Annotated in this window: 20 protein-coding genes; 4 read left to right on the top strand and 16 right to left on the bottom strand. The window is 42.1% G+C overall.

Annotation, left to right across the window (positions count from 1 at the left end; translation table 11 throughout):
- Nucleotides 1–10 precede the first annotated feature (10 nt).
- Nucleotides 11–958, top strand: coding sequence for a Ppx/GppA phosphatase family protein (locus ACHUGF_RS07525; RefSeq protein ID WP_394130179.1), 948 nt, complete (start codon nucleotides 11–13; stop codon nucleotides 956–958).
- A 112-nt stretch (nucleotides 959–1,070) separates the two neighbouring features.
- On the opposite strand, the gene ACHUGF_RS07530 is transcribed toward ACHUGF_RS07525, so the two are convergent.
- From ACHUGF_RS07530 to rraA, 13 genes are all read right to left on the bottom strand, one after another.
- Nucleotides 1,071–1,622, bottom strand: coding sequence for a thioredoxin family protein (locus ACHUGF_RS07530; RefSeq protein ID WP_394130180.1), 552 nt, complete (start codon nucleotides 1,620–1,622; stop codon nucleotides 1,071–1,073).
- Nucleotides 1,623–1,771: 149 nt separating this feature from the next.
- A complete protein-coding gene (hemB, locus tag ACHUGF_RS07535) occupies nucleotides 1,772–2,782 on the bottom strand; it encodes a porphobilinogen synthase (RefSeq protein WP_394130181.1) in 1,011 nt (336 codons plus the stop codon).
- The gene (locus ACHUGF_RS07540; protein WP_394130182.1) at nucleotides 2,779–4,725 is read right to left on the bottom strand and encodes a sensor domain-containing diguanylate cyclase; all 1,947 of its coding nucleotides are present in this window, start codon (nucleotides 4,723–4,725) and stop codon (nucleotides 2,779–2,781) included. Before ACHUGF_RS07540 ends, hemB begins: the two co-directional genes overlap by 4 nt.
- Nucleotides 4,715–5,536: a TatD family hydrolase gene (locus ACHUGF_RS07545; RefSeq protein WP_394130183.1), complete on the bottom strand. Its 822-nt coding sequence runs from the start codon at nucleotides 5,534–5,536 to the stop codon at nucleotides 4,715–4,717. Before ACHUGF_RS07545 ends, ACHUGF_RS07540 begins: the two co-directional genes overlap by 11 nt.
- A complete protein-coding gene (locus tag ACHUGF_RS07550) occupies nucleotides 5,537–6,118 on the bottom strand; it encodes a hypothetical protein (RefSeq protein ID WP_394130184.1) in 582 nt (193 codons plus the stop codon).
- A gap of 67 nt (nucleotides 6,119–6,185) precedes the next feature.
- Complete coding sequence (gene tatC / locus ACHUGF_RS07555) at nucleotides 6,186–6,941, bottom strand: twin-arginine translocase subunit TatC (RefSeq protein WP_394130185.1); 756 nt, start codon at nucleotides 6,939–6,941, stop codon at nucleotides 6,186–6,188.
- A gap of 3 nt (nucleotides 6,942–6,944) precedes the next feature.
- A complete protein-coding gene (gene tatB, locus ACHUGF_RS07560; RefSeq protein WP_394130186.1) occupies nucleotides 6,945–7,346 on the bottom strand; it encodes a Sec-independent protein translocase protein TatB in 402 nt (133 codons plus the stop codon).
- 6 nt (nucleotides 7,347–7,352) lie between these two features.
- Complete coding sequence (gene tatA / locus ACHUGF_RS07565) at nucleotides 7,353–7,586, bottom strand: Sec-independent protein translocase subunit TatA (protein WP_394130187.1); 234 nt, start codon at nucleotides 7,584–7,586, stop codon at nucleotides 7,353–7,355.
- A 137-nt stretch (nucleotides 7,587–7,723) separates the two neighbouring features.
- The gene (gene ubiB / locus ACHUGF_RS07570) at nucleotides 7,724–9,373 is read right to left on the bottom strand and encodes a ubiquinone biosynthesis regulatory protein kinase UbiB (RefSeq protein WP_394130188.1); all 1,650 of its coding nucleotides are present in this window, start codon (nucleotides 9,371–9,373) and stop codon (nucleotides 7,724–7,726) included.
- Nucleotides 9,370–9,990 carry a ubiquinone biosynthesis accessory factor UbiJ gene (locus ACHUGF_RS07575; RefSeq protein ID WP_394130189.1) on the bottom strand — a complete coding sequence of 207 codons (621 nt, stop codon included), beginning with the start codon at nucleotides 9,988–9,990 and terminating at the stop codon, nucleotides 9,370–9,372. Before ACHUGF_RS07575 ends, ubiB begins: the two co-directional genes overlap by 4 nt.
- Nucleotides 9,990–10,745 carry a bifunctional demethylmenaquinone methyltransferase/2-methoxy-6-polyprenyl-1,4-benzoquinol methylase UbiE gene (gene ubiE, locus ACHUGF_RS07580; protein WP_394130190.1) on the bottom strand — a complete coding sequence of 252 codons (756 nt, stop codon included), beginning with the start codon at nucleotides 10,743–10,745 and terminating at the stop codon, nucleotides 9,990–9,992. Before ubiE ends, ACHUGF_RS07575 begins: the two co-directional genes overlap by 1 nt.
- A 196-nt stretch (nucleotides 10,746–10,941) precedes the next feature.
- A complete protein-coding gene (locus ACHUGF_RS07585) occupies nucleotides 10,942–11,985 on the bottom strand; it encodes a formimidoylglutamase (protein WP_394130191.1) in 1,044 nt (347 codons plus the stop codon).
- A 370-nt stretch (nucleotides 11,986–12,355) separates the two neighbouring features.
- Nucleotides 12,356–12,841, bottom strand: a complete 486-nt coding sequence (rraA, locus tag ACHUGF_RS07590; RefSeq protein ID WP_394130192.1) for a ribonuclease E activity regulator RraA — start codon at nucleotides 12,839–12,841, stop codon at nucleotides 12,356–12,358.
- Between the two features lie 385 nt (nucleotides 12,842–13,226).
- Between rraA and ACHUGF_RS07595 the strand changes: the two genes are divergently transcribed.
- On the top strand, nucleotides 13,227–13,484 hold the full coding sequence (locus tag ACHUGF_RS07595) for a uroporphyrinogen decarboxylase (protein ID WP_394130193.1): 258 nt from the start codon (nucleotides 13,227–13,229) through the stop codon (nucleotides 13,482–13,484).
- Nucleotides 13,485–13,599: 115 nt separating this feature from the next.
- Here ACHUGF_RS07595 and rsd read toward each other — a convergent pair whose 3' ends face one another.
- Complete coding sequence (rsd, locus tag ACHUGF_RS07600) at nucleotides 13,600–14,070, bottom strand: sigma D regulator (RefSeq protein WP_394130194.1); 471 nt, start codon at nucleotides 14,068–14,070, stop codon at nucleotides 13,600–13,602.
- 470 nt (nucleotides 14,071–14,540) lie between these two features.
- On the opposite strand from rsd, the gene hemE reads away from it, so the two are divergent.
- On the top strand, nucleotides 14,541–15,605 hold the full coding sequence (gene hemE / locus ACHUGF_RS07605) for a uroporphyrinogen decarboxylase (RefSeq protein ID WP_394130195.1): 1,065 nt from the start codon (nucleotides 14,541–14,543) through the stop codon (nucleotides 15,603–15,605).
- Between the two features lie 264 nt (nucleotides 15,606–15,869).
- Nucleotides 15,870–16,097, top strand: a complete 228-nt coding sequence (locus ACHUGF_RS07610; protein ID WP_394130196.1) for a hypothetical protein — start codon at nucleotides 15,870–15,872, stop codon at nucleotides 16,095–16,097.
- A 396-nt stretch (nucleotides 16,098–16,493) separates the two neighbouring features.
- On the opposite strand, the gene ACHUGF_RS07615 is transcribed toward ACHUGF_RS07610, so the two are convergent.
- Both ACHUGF_RS07615 and ACHUGF_RS07620 read right to left on the bottom strand, forming a co-directional pair.
- On the bottom strand, nucleotides 16,494–17,963 hold the full coding sequence (locus tag ACHUGF_RS07615) for a sensor histidine kinase (RefSeq protein WP_394130197.1): 1,470 nt from the start codon (nucleotides 17,961–17,963) through the stop codon (nucleotides 16,494–16,496).
- Complete coding sequence (locus ACHUGF_RS07620; RefSeq protein WP_394130198.1) at nucleotides 17,963–18,712, bottom strand: response regulator transcription factor; 750 nt, start codon at nucleotides 18,710–18,712, stop codon at nucleotides 17,963–17,965. The genes ACHUGF_RS07615 and ACHUGF_RS07620 overlap by 1 nt, the downstream gene beginning before the upstream one ends.
- Nucleotides 18,713–18,801: the final 89 nt, after the last annotated feature.

Consider the following 18,801-nt stretch of genomic DNA (forward strand, 5'->3'; position numbering starts at 1 on the left):
TAGTTGATATATGACTCAAGCTGCCTCGCCATTTTATGCGGCCATTACTTTGGGCTCTAACAGTTTCAATATGTTAGTTGCCCAAACGGTGGCTGGCCATCCAAGTATTGTTGCCAAATATAAGCAAAAAGTGCGTCTTGCTGAAGGCATTACTGACGCTGGTGCATTATCGACTGAGGTAATGCGGCGGGGATTAGATTGCTTAACCCTGTTTGCACAAAAAATTGCCGAACATCAAATTCTGCTAGATAACGTTGCCGTGTATGCGACAGCTACGCTGAGACAAATCAATAATGCTGACGAGTTTCACAAGCTTGCCTTGCCTATTTTAGGGAAGCCGATTGAAGTGATCTCAGGCTTGAAAGAAGCTGAGCTTATTTACCAAGGTATGGCGGCGACCACAGAGGGTGACGCAAAACGCTTAGTGATCGATATTGGTGGAGCAAGTACGGAGTTTATTGTTGGCGATGCTGAGCAATTGCTATTCAAGACCAGTTTACCCATGGGATGCGTCTTGTTTAACCGAGAGGTGTTTGCCAAAGGTCCATATACTTTAGCGCACTTTTCTCAGGCTAAAACCTTAGTCTCTGCTGCCATCAGTGATGACTATGATGATATTGCCCACGCGGGTTGGCAACAGGTATTGGGCGCTTCAGGTGTCGTGCAGTCGGTGATTTCAGTATTGAAGTATCGCCAGCAAGCTGAGCGAATTACCCTTGATGTATTGCTGCAACTGCGCGATGAAATCATTGCTTTACCCAGCACTGATTTAACACTTTTATCTGGGTTGGATGCAGAGAAAGCGCCTACATTCGCCTCAGGTATTGCCATTCTTTTAGCGTTATTTGAACTGCTAAAAATTGATCACTTAATACTCGCAGGTGGTGCACTTCGTGAAGGGGTGTTGTATCAGTTGGCAGCTAACATTCATTCCACTACAGATGATGAACCTGCCTGATTGAGCGAATAAGCTCAACACATTCAGTGAAGCTCATTTGTTCAAAGTTAGTGTGGCGACAATTAAAAATGCCTGTGATTATCACAGGCATTTTTCTATTGAGGCTATACACTTATGGGCGTAAAATTTTCAGCAAGTCTGCTTCTAAACTCACTGTTGGGCGTTCCACAATAGTTCCAATTGATTCACCTTTTTGGTGAACAATAAAGGTTGGAATGCGTTGGAAATCATACTGCGCAGCCAAACCTTCAGGATCTGTGCGGGTACGGTCAATACCGATGAACTTAAAGCTGATATTCGGGTTAGCCACTTGTTCCATAATACGAATGAAACGCGGCGTTTCTCGGTGGCAATCAGGGCACCAAGTACCAATGATAACCACGATTTCAGTAGGCTCATTAATTTGTTTTAGCTGTTCGATAATAGCTTGGTCGGCTTGGTAATCTCCATGTTCCATGGCATAACCAGGTGACTTCTGTTCAAGCTGTTCTTTTGTGACGATACCAGTAAGAATCACTTCTTGTTTTTCCTCGCTACAGGTTGCGATGAAGCCTTTGCTTTCTTCGTCAAAACCACAGCCACCTTCTGCAATTGCAGGTGAAATGAGGTTGGCTGAAAGAAGTAGTGCAGATGAAGCTAAGACTGTCTTTAGGGAATTATGCATATCAGAGTCTACTCAATGAACAAAAATTTCAAGTACTATTCAATCATTTCAGTGAGTATTTAAGAAGTTCCGCATGTAGTAGTTGCTAACTGGGTCACTAAAAAAGGGAAGCGGCTGCTTCCCTTTCACTTTGATTTAAGGTTTTGGCGTTACTTATCTTCTTTAAGCCACTGCGCAGCTTGCTTGGCGAAATAAGTTAAAATGCCATCAGCTCCCGCGCGTTTAAAGCAAAGTAGCGACTCCATCACGATGGCTTTTTCTGATAGCCAACCATTTTGAATTGCTGCCATATGCATGGCGTATTCGCCACTGACTTGATAGGCGAAAGTCGGCACGGCTAATTCTGTCTTAACACGGCGGACGATGTCTAAATATGGCATGCCAGGCTTCACCATTACCATGTCAGCACCTTCTTGAATATCAAGTGCGACTTCATGCAAGGCTTCATCACTGTTAGCTGGGTCCATTTGGTAGCTGTGCTTGTTGCCACCTTTTAGATTGCCTGCTGAGCCGACTGCATCACGGAATGGGCCGTAGTAGTTAGATGAGTATTTAGCTGAATATGCCATGATTTGCGTGTTCACATGACCCGCTTCTTCTAGTGCCTCGCGAATAGCACCAATACGGCCATCCATCATGTCAGATGGGGCAACCATGTCGGCACCGGCTTCTGCATGAGAGAGGGCTTGCTTAACTAAAATTTCAGTGGTGATGTCATTTAGGATATAACCTGTGTCATCAATGATGCCATCTTGACCATGGGTGGTGAATGGGTCTAAAGCCACATCTGTCATGATGCCTAATTCAGGGAAGGCGTGTTTCAACTCACGTACAGCACGTTGAACCAGACCTTCTGGGTTGTAGGCTTCCTCGGCCATCAAAGACTTTTTGTCACTCGGTGTCACTGGGAACAGTGCGATTAACGGAATGCCAAGTTCAACTAATTCAGCGGCTTCTTTAAGCAATAAGTCAATTGAATAGCGCTCTACACCTGGCATTGATGCAACTTGCTCAGTGCGATTATTACCTTCAAGTACAAACATCGGGTAAATAAGATCATTAACCGACAGTTGGTTTTCAGACATTAAGCGACGGCTAAAATCGTGTTTACGCATGCGGCGCATTCTGCGCTGTGGAAAGGCACTAGTAATAATATTCACATTTGGCTCCTAGACTGAGATTCTATTTCTGGCTCGTAGTTGCACACTTTATTGCGACCTGAGCGTTTAGCTTGGTACAGCGCCTGATCCGCTTGATCAAGCAATTCGTTCGGGTGGTTATCACTTTCAATGGTAGCCACACTGACGCCTATACTGATAGTGAGCTGAATTGACTGCTGTTGCCATGAAATATCTAACTCTTTGACGTCAGCACGCATTTGCTCAGCGACTTTCATCGCCCCTTCAGTAGAAGTGTTTGGCAGAATAATAGCAAACTCTTCACCCCCATAACGTGACACCAGATCGGTTGGGCGTTTTATTTGATGAGATAATGATTTAGCAATGGCTTTAATGGTGGTGTCACCGGCAAGGTGGCCGAACTGATCATTAATGGCTTTAAACTTATCTATATCAACCATTAAAATTGCAATCGGGGTTTGTTGTCGACGGCTAATTCTGCCTTCTGCTTTTAGTCTGCGGTCAAATTCGCTGCGGTTTTTGACACCAGTGAGTGAGTCAATGGTATTTTGCTCAGTCAATTTCTGGTTAACTTCGTTGAGTTCTCTAAGGGTGATTTCTAGTTCAAGGGTGCGTTCTTGCACCATATTTTCGAGCTTCTCATTGGCTTCTGCTTCGATACGGATCGCTTCTTCTCGGGTTTCTCGGATCCGCTGTGCTTGCTCAAGTGCTTTCTGTTGAATGCGCATTTTCTCTTTACGTTCATCTTGGTAACGTACAGCTAGCGCGGCTGACATAGTGATGACCTCAACTGTGAGCCCCAACATGATGGGGGTTTGCAAGTCCCAATTCAATGAAATCAAGCCAAAGTACATGCAACCACTGATGACACAGCCAAGCAAGAATAGTGTTCTGCCTGCAGCAAATAATGGTGCATTTCGCATACCTCTGAAGGCTTGTATGCTCGAAAAAACGACGAGGATTAATGTTGCAATGAGTACGAATGGTACTGCTATACGTATGGTGTAAGCGTAATTTATTACAGGAAATATAAGACACATGGCGAATGATATTGCTGCCAGCAAGCGGCAAGCTCTTAGCATGTTGATGCTGTAATATTTCAGTCGCAATAGCTTCTCAGTAAACATGAATGAGAAGCCAATTATCAATGGCACAAAAAAGGAAATGACAAATCGTTGCAGCTCAGGTGTATTTGGCCATAGGTACCGAAAAGTTAAGCCATGGTAGGTAGCAGTTAATACTGCAATGCCCATGACATAACAGCAATAGTAACTATAACTGAACGACTTTGATGCTAATGCAATGAACAGACTAAATAACGCAATAGCCGCCAATAGTCCTATTTGTAAACCTTGCAATAAGCTCTTTGTTTCAGTGTATTGAGCGAGCTGTTTAGGTGCCCATAATTTTATTGGCAAATCAATGTTGCCGAGGGTGTTAATTCTCAATAAAAAAGTATGTTGTTCACCAGGGCTTAACTCGATTGGCAGCATGAAGGTGTTGGCTTGTATAGGGCGCTCAGTATAAGGCAGTGAATCACCCATATGCTCAAAATTAACCAATCTGCCGTCTATCAAATGAAACAGCTTGATACTGTCGATCAACGGGTTATCAATAGTTAACACCCGTTCTAAATATTCATTGGGATTATAGACGCTAAAACCAACCCAGTAATTTCTTAACCCTATAGCATGTATTGGGTGTTGTACGACTTTATGCCAATTGTTTTCTGGCTGATCTAATAAGGTTGGCAGTCGTGTTATGTCGTTACTGTCATGAAAATAGAGCCAATCTTGTAGGTCTACTTTAGCTAAGGATGATGAGGTGATTCTGACAGGCGTAAAGTCTGGTGCATTATTGATATCTGTATTTGCGTTCGCAGGCGCTGGCAGGACGTTTACTATGACCAGTAGTAACATACCCAAATAGATATTAAAGATTCGGCGTAACCCATTACCAATCATTTGTATTCGCCTTACTCACATGGGGTAAACCAAAAAAATGCTGGCTATTTTGATAGCAGTGTTGTGCAAACTCCGCGACATTTTGTTGCCTTAAATTAGCCATATACTCGACTATATAGGGTAAATATTGCGGTAAGTTTTTGCTAGATTTTGGCTTGGGGCGCATACTCCTGGGTAACAAATACGGACTATCGGTTTCAGCCATAATGCGATTGTTGGGAATTAACGGCACCAGTTCAGCTAACTCTTTGCCCCTGCGTTCATCACAAACCCAACCAGTAACCCCAATGTATATATCCTGTGCTATGCACTCAGTAAGCTGCTCATGGTTGCCTGTAAAGCAATGCAATAACGCGTTAGGTAGGTGAGGGCGATACTGGCTAAGAATATCGATGAAATCATCATGGGCATCACGGCAATGCATTAACACTGGCATGTTGATTTCAGCGGCAATGGCGAGTTGTTTAGCAAACACATCACGTTGTTGAGCTCTGGGTGAAAAATCGCGATTGTAATCTAATCCACATTCCCCCACAGCGACCACATGTTCCTGCTGACATAGCTGCTTTATGATTTGTTCACTATGCTCATCCCAGTCTTTGGCATGATGTGGATGCACACCAGCTGTACTGTATAGCTGTTGGGGGTATTGCTGGCACAGGCTATTGGCATCTAGGCTTTCTTGAATATCGCTGCCAATAACAATTAATGGCGACACTTGATGAGATGCCGCATCATTAATCACATTATCTATTTTATCTGCAAACTGAGGGCTTAGCAGATTAACAGCAATATCAATATAGTTGGCCATTTACTTTATACGCTTGACTCGAATAGTCGTATTACGCTTGTCAGTACCGAGTATGAATGAACCTAGTGCCGCGGCTTCAATGTAGACTGTCTCGCCCTGTTTTACTTTATAGCGACGGCTTTCAATTTGTTTCCAAACTTGTCCATTGTCTAAAGTGACAATAAAGGCACCGTATTGATCTTTTTTAGATTCAGTGACAGTGGCATAGAGTTTTTCTACTTTTGCTTCAACTGGCGCTTGTTTAAGACCAAATTCGGCTTGTTGCTGAGCAACCGTCTTTGTTTGTGAAGTTGCTACAGCGACTTGAGGTGAAGTCACTTGTGTCGTGGGTACAGCTTGAGACGCTGCAACTTGAGGGGATGCCACTTGAACTGGTTGGTTTGAGTTCACTGAGGGTGATTGTACAGCCACAGATCCAGCTTGGGAGCTAGTTATTGATTGCGCCACTTTATCAAAGCAGATTAATCGCTCAAGTTTGTCTGAGTATTGAGTACATGCGCTGATTTGCTGTTCTAATGGGGATTGTGCAAAGGCGTTAAGAGACACAAGTAGAGCGGTAGCTGTCATCCACTGAAAACGCATAATAATCTTCCTTTTTTATTGTTTTATTTTTATCAAAAAAGGGTGGATATACCACCCTTTTTACAGTTTAACTTTTCTCTTGCTCGCTGTCGTTGACTTCATCGTCATCGTTTTTTGGGGTGTACATCTTCGCGGCAATGAGTCCACCTTCAAACAATATGAGCATAGGAATTGCTAGCATTGTTTGTGAAATAATATCAGGTGGTGTCAACATCATACCAGTAACGAACGCACCAACAATAATATATGGACGTTTTTCGGCTAAATCTTTAGGTGTTGTTACCCCAGCCCAGCACAGTAAGACTACTGCAACCGGAATTTCAAAGGCTAAACCAAAGGCAAAAAACAGTTTCAGAATAAAGCTAAGATAACTGCTAATGTCGGTGGCGACTTCTACACCTTCAGGTGCAACACTTGTAAAAAAGCCAAATACCACAGGGAAGACAACGTAGTAAGCAAATGCAATTCCCATATAAAACAACAAAGTACTACTGGTCAGTAGCGGCACTATCAGTCGTTTTTCATGTTTGTATAACCCTGGTGCGATAAAAGACCAGACTTGCAATAATACATACGGAATCGCGACAAAAAATGACAACACTAATGTCAGTTTAAATGGGGCAAAAAACGGTGCAGCAACATCGGTTGCAATCATGCTGCCAGTTTCTGGCAGCGCCTGCATTAATGGTGTCGCGACATATTGGTAAATGTCGTTGGCCCAATAAACAGTAGCAATGAACACCAATAGTACACTGGCTATGGCTTTGAGCAGTCTGGTTCTTAGCTCAAGTAAATGGCTAATTAACGGTTGCTGTTGCGACATGAATTACCCGTTAGGTTTGGAGTTACTATCACTTGCACTGGATGCTGTTGACTCTGATGACGGAGTTTTGGCTTCAGGCGTCTCTTTTGCTGCAGGTGCGACATCGTCAACGCTATAAGGACGATTCACAGACTGTGCGGCATCTTTCAGTTGATCAATAGACTCTTGCAACTCAGGTGAAAGGTTTGATAATCCCTTGCTTTCAGCTTTTTTCAAATCTGAATGCAATTGCTCGATCTTTAACTCTTGTTCAAGTTCATCTTTTACTGAGTTTGCCATGCGTTTTATTGCACGGATCCACCCGGTAATGGAGCGCACTGCGACGGGAAGTCTCTCGGGGCCAAGTACTACTAGCCCCAATATGCCAATCAGCAGCAGCTCTAAAAAGCCGATACCGTCAAACATAATTAATTACGCCTGTTCTTTATCCTTAGACTCAGGCTTTTTTTCTTCAGCCTGCTGTGAGGTTTGTGCTACTTCTTTCTCTTCTATGGCTTTTTTATCATCTTCATTTGCCATGGCGTTTTTGAAGCCTTTTACTGCGCCACCTAAGTCACCGCCCAGTGAACGGAGTTTCTTTGTACCAAACAATAAAACAACAATTAATGCGATGATAAGAAGCTGCCAAATACTAATGCCGCCCATGAAGGTATCCTCTAAATAATTAAAAAAGTAATGCTTTACTCTATATGCACACAAAATTAGCTAATCGTAAATTATAAGTGACTAAGTTGTGCGCTATGCGTACTTAGTATTATGAACTTCTAATAAATTAGTGCTAGCTAAAATTTGCGATTCTTTGGCCTAGATCGCCAACCTAACAACCAGAAAATAGTACCTAAGCTAATGCTTAAGTAAGCAGGCCATAGTGTACCGTTCTGGGATAATAATATTGTGCCGCAGATCAACAAAACGGCAGAAGTTAATAACATGTAGTTACTTTTATGTGACTTTTGCTGAAATTTCAGATACCTGTCAAGCATTTGCTGTTGTGAGCCGACTAATTTACGACCCATCTTTAGGTTGTCGTAAATCAGCTCTGGCAACTCTGGCAGTTTATCTGACCAATAAGGAAGATTACCTTTTACTTTATCGAACATAGCTTTAGGGCCAACTTGCTCAGCCATCCAGCCCTCTAAGAAAGGCTTAGCCGTTTGCCACAGATCTAATTGTGGATATAACTGTCGACCTAAGCCTTCAATGTAAAGTAAGGTTTTTTCTAAAAGTACCAGTTGTGGCTGCACTACAATGTCAAACTTTCTGGCTGTGCGGAATAGTTCAAGTAGTACATGGCCAAATGAAATCTCATCAAGTGGCTTGTTGAACATGGGCTCACAAACCACTTTTACCGCTTGCTCAAAGGCCAGCACATCAGTGTTTTCCGATACCCAGCCAGATTCAATATATAGCTGAGCGATCCGGCGATAATCGCGATTAAAGAACGCAAGAAAATTCTCAGCTAGGTAGCGCTTGTCTTGTTCGGTAAGGGTGCCCATAATGCCGCAATCTAGACCTATGTAGTAAGGGTTATCTGGGTGCTCTTTACTGATAAAAATGTTGCCAGGATGCATGTCAGCGTGGAAAAAGTTGTCACGGAATACTTGGGTGAAAAACAATTCAACACCGCGTTCAGCCAGTAGCTTTAAATTTGTTCCTTGCGCTTTTAGGGCTTCAACATCAGAAACGGGAATGCCGTAAACGCGTTCCATAACCATTAAACGAGTAAAGCAGTGCTCTTCGTATACGTAAGGCACATATAAGGCGTCAGATTCCAGAAAGTTATTTCTTAATTTAACGGCATTCAGCGCTTCAAGTTTTAGGTTCAGTTCACCTAAAATCGTGGTTTGGTAATCTTCAATCACTTCAGCAGGACGCAGACGGTTGCCATCGCCTAATAAGCGCTCAAGTAGCGCTGCACCTTGGCTCATGAGTTGTAAATCGGCTCGTATGTTAGCTTCTACATTCGGCCTTAATACTTTCAGTACAACTTCTTTACCATTTGATTTTAAGGTTGCTGTATGAACCTGAGAGATGGATGCGGAGGCCAGTGGGGTGTCATCAAAATCATCGAATAGGCTTTCGATAGGTGCATTGAGTTCAGTTTCAATGGCTTGCCGTGCAAGTTCACTGTCAAATGGTGGTACACGGTCTTGCAGCATCGCAAGTTGATATGCCCATTCATCATCAAGCAGATCACGTCGTGTTGATAACATTTGTCCAAGCTTAATATAAACCGGCCCTAGTTCTTGCATGGCTAGCTTAAGACGTTCAGCTGGAAGTTTGTCTTTATGCTTGTTGCGTAGCCAGAATAGGCAAGCGCGCATGAATGAAAAGTACCAAGGTGACTTATGTTTAGGGATTAAATCGTCCAAACCGTAATGGAGAACGGTTCTAATGATTTGATAGCCGCGCCTGATACTTGCAATCGTCATGGGGTTAATTTTTCTCTTATTTTATCGATTCGCTTGGCAATATCGTCAGTTTGCTTTTCTAATGTTTCGATGTTGTCGCAAAAATGCACAAAATTAATTTTGTGGATCGCCAGCTGATATTCTTCAGTGGTTAACTGACCAATGTGATCCCAGCTCTTGCTTGCTATACGCTTTGCTTGGTTGGATAACCATTTGCCATGCTCAATCGCAAAGTGAGTAGGTGCATCACCAATATATTTAGATAATGGCTCAGCAAAATCAAATTCAACCAATTGTAAAAACTGGCTAAAGCTTTGTAACAGTTGCAGATCGCCTTCTAACTTAAGTTTATCTTGTTTGATTAACTCAGTGAGATTGGCGCCTTCTGACACTTGATACAGAGTTGATGCGTCTGCATGGACAGCGACATCAACCTCGCCAGAGTATTGACTAAATACTTGAATTTGCTTGGCGAATACAAAATAGATAGGCCAGCTTAATTGGCTTAATTGAAAACAAAAAACCTTACCTTGTAAGGCTTTCTGTTTTTGATACTGCGCTTGAGCTTGGGGAGGTAACAGGCTAAAACCGGTTTCAATTGCCGCACAAGCGAGTATGGCAAGGTGGTTTACCTGCATTAAAATTTGAACCCTCGGTGCAGTGCAACAACCCCATCAGTCATGTTGGTGTAATCGACTTGCTCTAAACCTGCATCTTCCATCATTTGTTTTAATGTGTCTTGATCTGGGTGCATACGGATTGATTCTGCTAAGTACTCATAGCTGTCAGCATCCTGAGTGATCACTTGACCCATTTTAGGTAACACTTTAAAGCTATAAAGGTCATAGATTTTACGCATCACGTCATGCTTAGGCTTAGAAAACTCAAGGACTAGTAGCTTGCCGCCTGGCTTCAAAACACGCTGCATTGAACGTAATGCTTTGGCCTTGTCGGTGACATTACGCAGGCCAAATGCAATGGTGATGATGTCAAAGTGGTTATCAGGAAAAGGCAGTGCTTCGGCGTTGGCTTGTACATAACTCACATTATTGACGATGCCTTTATCGCGTAGCTTACTACGGCCAACTTTGAGCATAGAGTCATTAATGTCGGCTAAAACTACATTACCAGTTTCACCAACAATGCGTGAGAATTTTGCTGTTAAATCACCCGTGCCACCGGCTAAATCTAAAATGTTCATGCCTGGACGTGCTGCTGCCGTTTCAATGGTATGACGCTTCCATAGACGGTGGATACCGAATGACATTACATCATTCATGATGTCGTATTTGGCCGCCACAGAATGAAATACATCTGCAACTAAGTCGGCTTTCTTTTCAGAGTCGACAGTTTTATATCCAAAGTGGGTGTTTTTTGAATCGCCCTCAGACATCGGTAGTTTCCTATTTTGTGCATAATTTGGCTGCGAGTGTATGTCATTGTAACAAATTGCTGAAACACTGCGCATTCATATTGTGATGGCTATCAATGCAATGGATACGACACAAATAGTCATTTGGGTCGCTTTTGGCATATATAGCAATCAAATTGGGACTGCATTAGAGCATAAATCACGGATGAAAATCCACTTAAACACGCGCTTGCGATCGTCCTTGGATATAGGCATAAACCAATTCACTGAGTGATTGCCCTACATGCTTATAACCGGCTGCTTCACCAGCGCTATGGCAACAGGGGGCAGCCTCGGCTAAATGACAATAAGCACTTGGTGTATGCCGACCAAGATAAAACAAATAATGACAAGCATCTGCTAATGGCACTCCTGCGCAAGTAGATGCACTGCTTGGCATTGCTGTGATGGCATCAACATCTATTTCCACACCTACAGGCAGCTGTGTTCTATTGAGTTGTTTACAAGCATCTTCTAGCGCTTGCGTTAAGCTGATTTCACGGCGTAACCATATTTGTTGATAAGTATGCCAAGTGCCACCAAATAGACTCAATTGCTCTAGGCTAGCTTCACTGTTTTTTAGCTCATGTAACCCTAGTACATGATAATAATTGAGTGCGCCATTGGCTGCTGCGTAGCTAAAACCATTACCACTGTGACGTCCCTCTCGAGGCCTGAAATCACAATGAGGGTCAAGATTAATCGCTGAAATGGATTGATTAAATGCTTGCTTTGCTGCCATTAAAATTGGATAGGCATTATTGTGCCCTCCGCCAATGACAATGGGTTCTAGGCCTGCAGCAAAAATACTGTTGATAACAGGTGTCACAGCAGCATCCAATTGTTCAGTGGCTTTTCTGAGACTACCTATTGAAGCGGAATCCGTTGTTAGGCTGGCGCTTGTCACTTCATTAAGACTGACCTCACCTATCACAACACATTCATTGCCATTCAAGAAGCGGTTAGATTGCAGGTTTAACCATTGAGATAAAAATGCGTTAAAAGCGATATTGGCTCCACCGCGGCCTAAATTGGCTCTTGGACCTACATCCTCTGCGATACCGATGAGTGCGAATTTAGCACCAGACTGTTTGGCTAACAGTAATGATTGATCTAATGATTTGTCTTGAGGCAATAACTGCACTTGTTGGCCCAGCTTTATTTCGCCGTCTCTGGGCTTTAAGTGGTGCTGTTTTACCTGTTCATTAAAAAGAGTGAGCATACCGCATCCTTGGTTTTTATTATTGTGTGCTGAAGTGACTACGCAAAACCTAGCATCTAGGGTGGCGTATTGCTTTGGCTAAACATAGTAGATTGCTCGTGCAAAAAAACAAGCAAGATGGCTCATTGCAGGTAATAAAAAAGCCAGCAAAGCTGGCTTAAGTATTATACCCATAAACACAAGTATGTGATCATTCCTACTGGTTAAAATCGCTTATAACTTCGTTAGACATTTTGAAGTTAGCACAACTAGCTAGCCACAATTTTTGTCTTGTTCTAAGCGATTTTTCCTACGGAACATCTGGTCACTTAATTATCCCAATTGGTATTAGTTGAGCTTACAGCTCAGAGTCAACAAGGCGTATTGGCTATTATTCAATATCCAATGGTTCTGGCGATAGAATGATGCCCGTGTTGTCAGCGTATATATGATCGCCAGGTAAGAAAGTGACGCCGCCAAAGTTCACTGGGATTTCAGCCTCACCAACGCTATTGGTATCTGCGCCAACAGGAATAGACGCTAATGCTTGAATACCAATATCAAACTCTTCAATGGCATCAACATCTCTTACAGAGCCATAGACGATAATGCCTTCCCAATTGTTATTCACTGCTGCTTCAACAATGCTGGCATCAACTAGTGCACGGCGAAGCGAGCCACCACCATCAACAAGCAATACTTTACCTTCACCGTCTTCTTGCAGGGCTTGAGCAATTAAACCGTTATCTTCAAAACACTTGATTGTGCTAATTGCGCCGCCAAAAGAGCTGCAACCACCATAATTACTGAACATCGGTTCTACGACGTCTACCACATCAATATACATATCGCACAGTTCTGAGGTGTTGTATTCCATAGTTAACTCCTATTGGGCAGCAATATCGGATGCATTGCTGTATAAGGCAAAGTTTAATGAATTATATGAGTTTTTTGTAGAAATAAAAGCGCTATCAGTCACGACACTCAGTTAATTTCTCAATCTTTAAGTTCGCATTAAGAAACTCTTTGTTTTATAATTAGAACGTGAGGTGGTATTTTTAGTAATTTAATTTCACAATTAGGCGCTTATCAAATAACTGTTGCGCTAAATCACTATTTTTCGTTTTTTTATTACGAGTGTGGTTGTGGTTTTGTTATTATATTGCTCGGATTATTAACGTTTAATTTAACAGTTAGTCAGCTTTAGGGGCAGGGATCCCTCGTAACGCTTAGGGAAGGCAGAGAGCCTTAAAGAGGTTCTTATGGAAAATATCAATATGGTTGAAGTACTCGGCTACATGGCGTCAGTGATGGTCGCTATTTCATTAATGATGAAAGACATCATTTGGCTTCGCTGGATAAACTTCGTAGGTTGTAGTTTGTTTGTGATTTATGGTGTTCAAATCGAGGCTTGGCCTGTGGCGGGTATGAATGCATTTGTCGCATGTATTAATATTTATCACTTAACGAAAATTTACCGTGCTCGCTTAACCGGCAAACAAGCGGTAGCCGCGAGTTAGTATTTACTGCAGCGTAAATACGTCTACCTGTCCTAGAATGATATTGCGTTAAAGCCGGAACGCTCGCTTTGTATGATTCAATTAATCTACAAAGCGAGTGAGAAGGGTGGCACGTTTATGCTGAATGGCGAGTGTGCAGAATTTCCAACAATTGATCTTCCAGTTCAAATCGCGATTCCATCGCTTGGGCTAATTGAGATAAATCCCCATCGAGTTGATACAAGACTTGATCATCAATGACTTCAGAATATTTATCATTAAAGTCTAATGCCGAATCTGTGCTTTTACTGATTTTAGGTAATAACAGTTGCGCGGTTTGCTTACTCTGAACACCAAATTTTTCACAGGCTGATACGACGTTGTCATACACCTCAAAGTGTCCCTCAGAGACATAATCAACCAGTTGAGCACAAAATTGCTTTACGTCTTCTAAAGACGGTAAGGTTTTTTCATCGCGAGTGTAAGGTGCTAAGCCCGCCAGCATAAAATACTTGATCAGTAATTTACGTCTGTGGTTTAGCCATTGATCAATTAACTTGTTAGAACCACCCCAACGCTGCTCGGCTTTTTCTAATCTTGTAAGCATCTCAATCCTCTACTGATAACCTTCCCATAACATCTAATGTATGGGACAAGTTAGGTATTGATCAACTGTTTTATTTAACCAAGATAAATTATGCGAAGTATTCAGAGGGTTATTGTGTTTTATCTATATGCTAATTGGCTATAAAGAGATAATTCGGTGTGAAAATATATAAAAAACCCGGTGATAGTAAACTATCACCGGGTAAGTAAAATATACGGGCTCGATTCTTCGGGCTTCTTGATTGTTCTTGCTAGCGCACATTTTTTATATCAAACCCAGCATTGAGGTGCAACTATTTCTCCGCATAATTAATGTTTGTTGGTAAATATGGTGTTAAAGCACTGAAGATTATCAATTTGCTATCGAGATTTAGGAATAGCTCACATAAATTTACCTAGGCTAGTTACATTAATCGCGTAAGTGCTAAACTACCGCTCAGCGGATATCACAATAAGTAGGAAAGAAGCCAAATGGCAGAATTAAAGAATGATCGTTATTTACGTGCTTTACTAAAACAACCTGTCGATAGAACGCCTATCTGGATGATGCGTCAAGCTGGACGATATCTACCAGAATATAAAGCGACTCGCGCTGAAGCAGGTGACTTTATGTCTCTTTGTAAAAATAAAGAGCTGGCTTGTGAAGTGACCTTGCAGCCTTTACGTCGCTATGATCTTGATGCGGCTATCCTTTTCTCTGATATTCTGACGATTCCAGATGCGATGGGCTTAGGGCTATACTTCGAAACAGGTGAAGGCCCACGTTTTGAGCGTCCAACAGATACCATTGATTCAATCAAAAAGCTTTGCGTACCTGATCCAGAAGATGAACTGAAGTATGTAATGGATGCTGTGAGCACCATTCGTCGTGAACTAAAAGGCGATGTACCGCTGATTGGTTTCTCAGGCTCACCATGGACACTAGCAACTTATATGGTTGAAGGTGGCTCAAGCAAGACGTTTGAAAAAATCAAAAAAATGGCTTATGAAGAGCCTGCTACATTGCACATGCTATTAGATAAGTTAGCTGATTCAGTTACTTCGTACTTGAATGCGCAGGTTGCTAATGGTGCACAATCGCTGATGATCTTTGATTCATGGGGTGGTGCATTATCTCATCACGCTTACCGTGAATTCTCTTTACGTTACATGCAAAAGATCGTTGATGGCTTAACTCGCCATGCAGATGGTCGTCAAGTGCCTGTGACGTTATTCACTAAAGGCGGCGGTTTATGGCTTGAAGCTATGGCTGAAACCGGTTGTGATGCATTAGGTTTAGACTGGACTGTTGATATTGGTGATGCTCGTCGCCGTGTTGGTGAGAAAGTGGCATTACAGGGTAATATGGACCCATCTGTATTGTATGGTACGCCTGAGCGAATTCACCAAGAAGTTGACCAAATCTTATCTTCTTATGGTGAAGGTACTGGTCATGTATTTAACTTGGGCCATGGTATCCATCAGCATGTTAATCCAGAACATGCCGGCGCATTTATTAACTCAGTTCATGAGTTATCGCCGAAGTATCATAAGTAATCATCTACGCGTAAATGAGTTATTACGAATAAGATTGAAAAGGCGAGCCAAGTGCTCGTCTTTTTTATTGATTTAATTCGTGCAGTTGATCACAAGGCATTAGCTACGATGAATGATTATGTGATTACAAAGCATTTATTAATATTGGTGGTATGCTATTTTTTGGTGAGTTCAATTATCAACTTGTACTGTTACCTTTATAAAAAGTCATGATTCTCAAGATGAGTGAAATCAAGACCATTTTCATTTGATGGGAGTAACCCTATGAAGATTCAAATTATTGTTGCTTTGGTGTGCTTTGCGGTTTTTGCTGCGTTGTTACCAGGTTCACACTATTTCTATGTGGCGAACAGCGACACTATGATCGGCACATACATGTCATTTGTGGTTGTATTAGTTATGTGGGGAAGTTTATTTGCAGGTTTTGCGAGTTTATTCTTCCACAAACTAAAAGCGCTGTACCAATCCGTAATTGATTATCGCGCGGCATAGTTTTCTATACGACAAACAAGCCAACTTTCTGATGATAAGCCAACATGTATTTGTTGGCTTATTTTTTTGGATTACTTTGAACAAAGCTATACAACTTTGACCTCTTCAACCGATAACTTTCTTATCCTTTTGCTATGAAAACAAGCTTTTGAGCTAAGTTTGTATTTAATGGCCGATATTCATGGAATGTATGCACGAGTAGCAGGTACGCAATCTGAAATATATCTGGTCGCTGCGCTAGTATGCATGATCTGGGGGAGTTTATTTGCCAGCATTTCTAGCTTAGCATTATCTATGCTTCACAATGTTTATCATCAACGATGAGGGGGCGCCTTTGATGTGTACCCAAAATATCCAGTTAGCGTCATTAAATTACTGGGTTTATGTGGAATAGATTCAGGTCAGCTCAATCATAAATTCAGTGCCTTTTCCTGGGGTACTTTGAATATCAATTTTGCATTTCAGCAATTTAAGTAATTGCCGCACAATGGCTAACCCCACACCTAATTGAGGTAATGGCTGTTTAGCTTCAAAACTCAAGCTTGCGGGTTTGTCATCACTGGCAGCCAAAGACATCTGTTTTAACGCTTCAACTTCGTGTTGGTGCATACCGGCGCCAGTATCATTAACGGCCAACCAATGCTGTCCGTGTTTTTTGGCAGTATAGATTCGGATTGTACCGCCTTTAGGTGTATACCTTAAGGCATTATCAATTAAGTTATTGAGTATACGGCGCATTAAGTGCGGATCAGTGGTGATACGTTTTACTTTTATGTCGCAAAAATCCAATGTTATTTCTAGCTTATCGGCTCTTGGTAAAAATGTCTGCTCTATATCAGCTAGTAACTCGGTTAGTGATACTTGTTGAATTTGAGTGTTAATTTGACCATTTTCAAGTGCGGCCAGCTCCAGCAATTGAGCCAATAATTGTTGCAATGTTTGTCCAGAGTTGGCGGCGTATTGAATTAATGCCGCATCTCGCTCTTGTGGTGGTAATAATAGCCAGGTCTCTATGTAGCCCAGCAAGGCTGTGAGCGGTGTTTTTAAGTCGTGTGACAAGTGTAGAAGAAAGTCATGTTTGGCTTTTTGTTGGCGTTTAACTTGTTGTTGCTGGCGCGTAATTTCTGCCAGTAAGGTATTAATATGTTCACTTAATTGGCTTATCTCACTACTACCTTTGTAGCGTCTGGGCAGTGCAATATCTTCAGATAAAGGTTGTTGTTGTAACTGATTTAAGTCCCGAGTAAGTATGCCTAATGGGCGTGTGAAATAGCGCAGTAATATAACAAATAGCAGTAAAGCAAATATTACCCAGAAACCTAACGTTGCGCCCCACAACTTCGGTTGATTTTCAGCATTAATCAGTGCTTGCCAACTGTCATAGTTTTCGCCGCCAATGATGACGTATAAATAGCCACTATGTAGTCCTTCAGTATTAATTAGCTTACTTACCGAAAATATTTTTTGGGTTTCTCTAGAGCGCGGATCCGTGCCAAGTATCGGCAGGGTATCGCCAGAGAGAAACTGCTGGATATGTTGGAGGTTGACTCTGGATGTTTTAATCTTTTCTTCTTTAGCGTCATAAGCAATGACATTACCTTCAGGGTCGAGTGTATATATCTCAAAGCTGGGACCTAGCAACATAAAATCATGAAATGCTTCTTTTAGTGCTGCATCAGATGTAACCCCTTGAGATAAAAGCGGGTTAATGTGTGCCATGTGGTCTGCCAGCTCTCTATGTAGCGATTGTTGGATTTGGTTACGGCTAAACTGATGATTTAACTGCAGCCACTGCCAAAGCGCCACAAACAACAGTAAAACAATTGAGGTTGCTAATAAAAAAAGTCGGTTAAATAAGCGATTCATTAGTGTGCTAGTGCCTCAGGTGGAGAGAATTTGTAACCTACCCCCCATACTGTTTTGACCAATTCAGGGTGATCGGCGTTTTGCGCTAATTTATTGCGTAAGCGATTAATGTGGCTGTTAACTGTGTGCTCGTAACCTTCATAGCTATAGCCCCAAACCGCTTCTAATAATTGGTTACGGCTAAAGACCTGCTGAGGATGTTTTGCCAGAAATAGCAATAAATCAAACTCTCTGGCTGTGAGCTCTAAAGGGCAATCAAATGCCGTGACCTGACGTGTGCTAGGGTTAATGCTCAGGCCATCGTATGCTACTTCATCTATTTGTGCTTGCTGCACTATGCCACGTCTGAGTAGCGCTTTGACTCTCGCTCTAAGCTCTAAAACACTAAAAGGTTTGACTAGATAGTCATCAGAACCCGCCTCTAAGCCTAATACTATGTCAGCTTCAGTGTCTTTTGCTGTTAATAGCATGATGGGTAGGGGCTGCTGTTGTTGCCTGAGCTGCTGACATAGCATGATGCCATCGCCATCGGGTAGCATTCTGTCGAGCAAAATAAGGTCTATTCGCTTAGTTTCAATCACCTGTATTGCTTGTTGCAAAGTAGATGCGTGGATGACCTCGTAATCCATTGCTTTCAGATTTAGCATCACCAGCTTTGCTAAGTCTTGTTCATCTTCAACCAATAAAATCTGCTCGCGATGAGCATGTCCTTTTGTCGTTAAGGTATTCATTCTACTGTCTCCAGTCATAACCTATCTCGTGAGTTAGCTCACGATATAAGCAGACCAGAGTCAGATAGAATAAATTTCAGCAAGTGGCAAAATAATCATTTTGGATG

The organism is Shewanella maritima (assembly GCF_043643735.1).
GTDB lineage: Bacteria > Pseudomonadota > Gammaproteobacteria > Enterobacterales > Shewanellaceae > Shewanella > Shewanella maritima_A.

Excerpts from the sequence above, each read along its gene's own strand:
- ACHUGF_RS07525 (WP_394130179.1), top strand. The coding sequence starts at position 11 with ATGACTCAAGCTGCCTCGCCATTTTATGCGGCCATTACTTTGGGCTCT.
- ACHUGF_RS07530 (WP_394130180.1), bottom strand. The coding sequence starts at position 1,622 with ATGCATAATTCCCTAAAGACAGTCTTAGCTTCATCTGCACTACTTCTT.
- ACHUGF_RS07540 (WP_394130182.1), bottom strand. The coding sequence starts at position 4,725 with ATGATTGGTAATGGGTTACGCCGAATCTTTAATATCTATTTGGGTATG.
- ACHUGF_RS07545 (WP_394130183.1), bottom strand. The coding sequence starts at position 5,536 with ATGGCCAACTATATTGATATTGCTGTTAATCTGCTAAGCCCTCAGTTT.
- ACHUGF_RS07550 (WP_394130184.1), bottom strand. The coding sequence starts at position 6,118 with ATGCGTTTTCAGTGGATGACAGCTACCGCTCTACTTGTGTCTCTTAAC.
- tatC (WP_394130185.1), bottom strand. The coding sequence starts at position 6,941 with ATGTCGCAACAGCAACCGTTAATTAGCCATTTACTTGAGCTAAGAACC.
- tatB (WP_394130186.1), bottom strand. The coding sequence starts at position 7,346 with ATGTTTGACGGTATCGGCTTTTTAGAGCTGCTGCTGATTGGCATATTG.
- tatA (WP_394130187.1), bottom strand. The coding sequence starts at position 7,586 with ATGGGCGGCATTAGTATTTGGCAGCTTCTTATCATCGCATTAATTGTT.
- ubiB (WP_394130188.1), bottom strand. The coding sequence starts at position 9,373 with ATGACGATTGCAAGTATCAGGCGCGGCTATCAAATCATTAGAACCGTT.
- ACHUGF_RS07575 (WP_394130189.1), bottom strand. The coding sequence starts at position 9,990 with ATGCAGGTAAACCACCTTGCCATACTCGCTTGTGCGGCAATTGAAACC.
- ubiE (WP_394130190.1), bottom strand. The coding sequence starts at position 10,745 with ATGTCTGAGGGCGATTCAAAAAACACCCACTTTGGATATAAAACTGTC.
- ACHUGF_RS07585 (WP_394130191.1), bottom strand. The coding sequence starts at position 11,985 with ATGCTCACTCTTTTTAATGAACAGGTAAAACAGCACCACTTAAAGCCC.
- rraA (WP_394130192.1), bottom strand. The coding sequence starts at position 12,841 with ATGGAATACAACACCTCAGAACTGTGCGATATGTATATTGATGTGGTA.
- ACHUGF_RS07595 (WP_394130193.1), top strand. The coding sequence starts at position 13,227 with ATGGAAAATATCAATATGGTTGAAGTACTCGGCTACATGGCGTCAGTG.
- rsd (WP_394130194.1), bottom strand. The coding sequence starts at position 14,070 with ATGCTTACAAGATTAGAAAAAGCCGAGCAGCGTTGGGGTGGTTCTAAC.
- hemE (WP_394130195.1), top strand. The coding sequence starts at position 14,541 with ATGGCAGAATTAAAGAATGATCGTTATTTACGTGCTTTACTAAAACAA.
- ACHUGF_RS07610 (WP_394130196.1), top strand. The coding sequence starts at position 15,870 with ATGAAGATTCAAATTATTGTTGCTTTGGTGTGCTTTGCGGTTTTTGCT.
- ACHUGF_RS07615 (WP_394130197.1), bottom strand. The coding sequence starts at position 17,963 with ATGAATCGCTTATTTAACCGACTTTTTTTATTAGCAACCTCAATTGTT.
- ACHUGF_RS07620 (WP_394130198.1), bottom strand. The coding sequence starts at position 18,712 with ATGACTGGAGACAGTAGAATGAATACCTTAACGACAAAAGGACATGCT.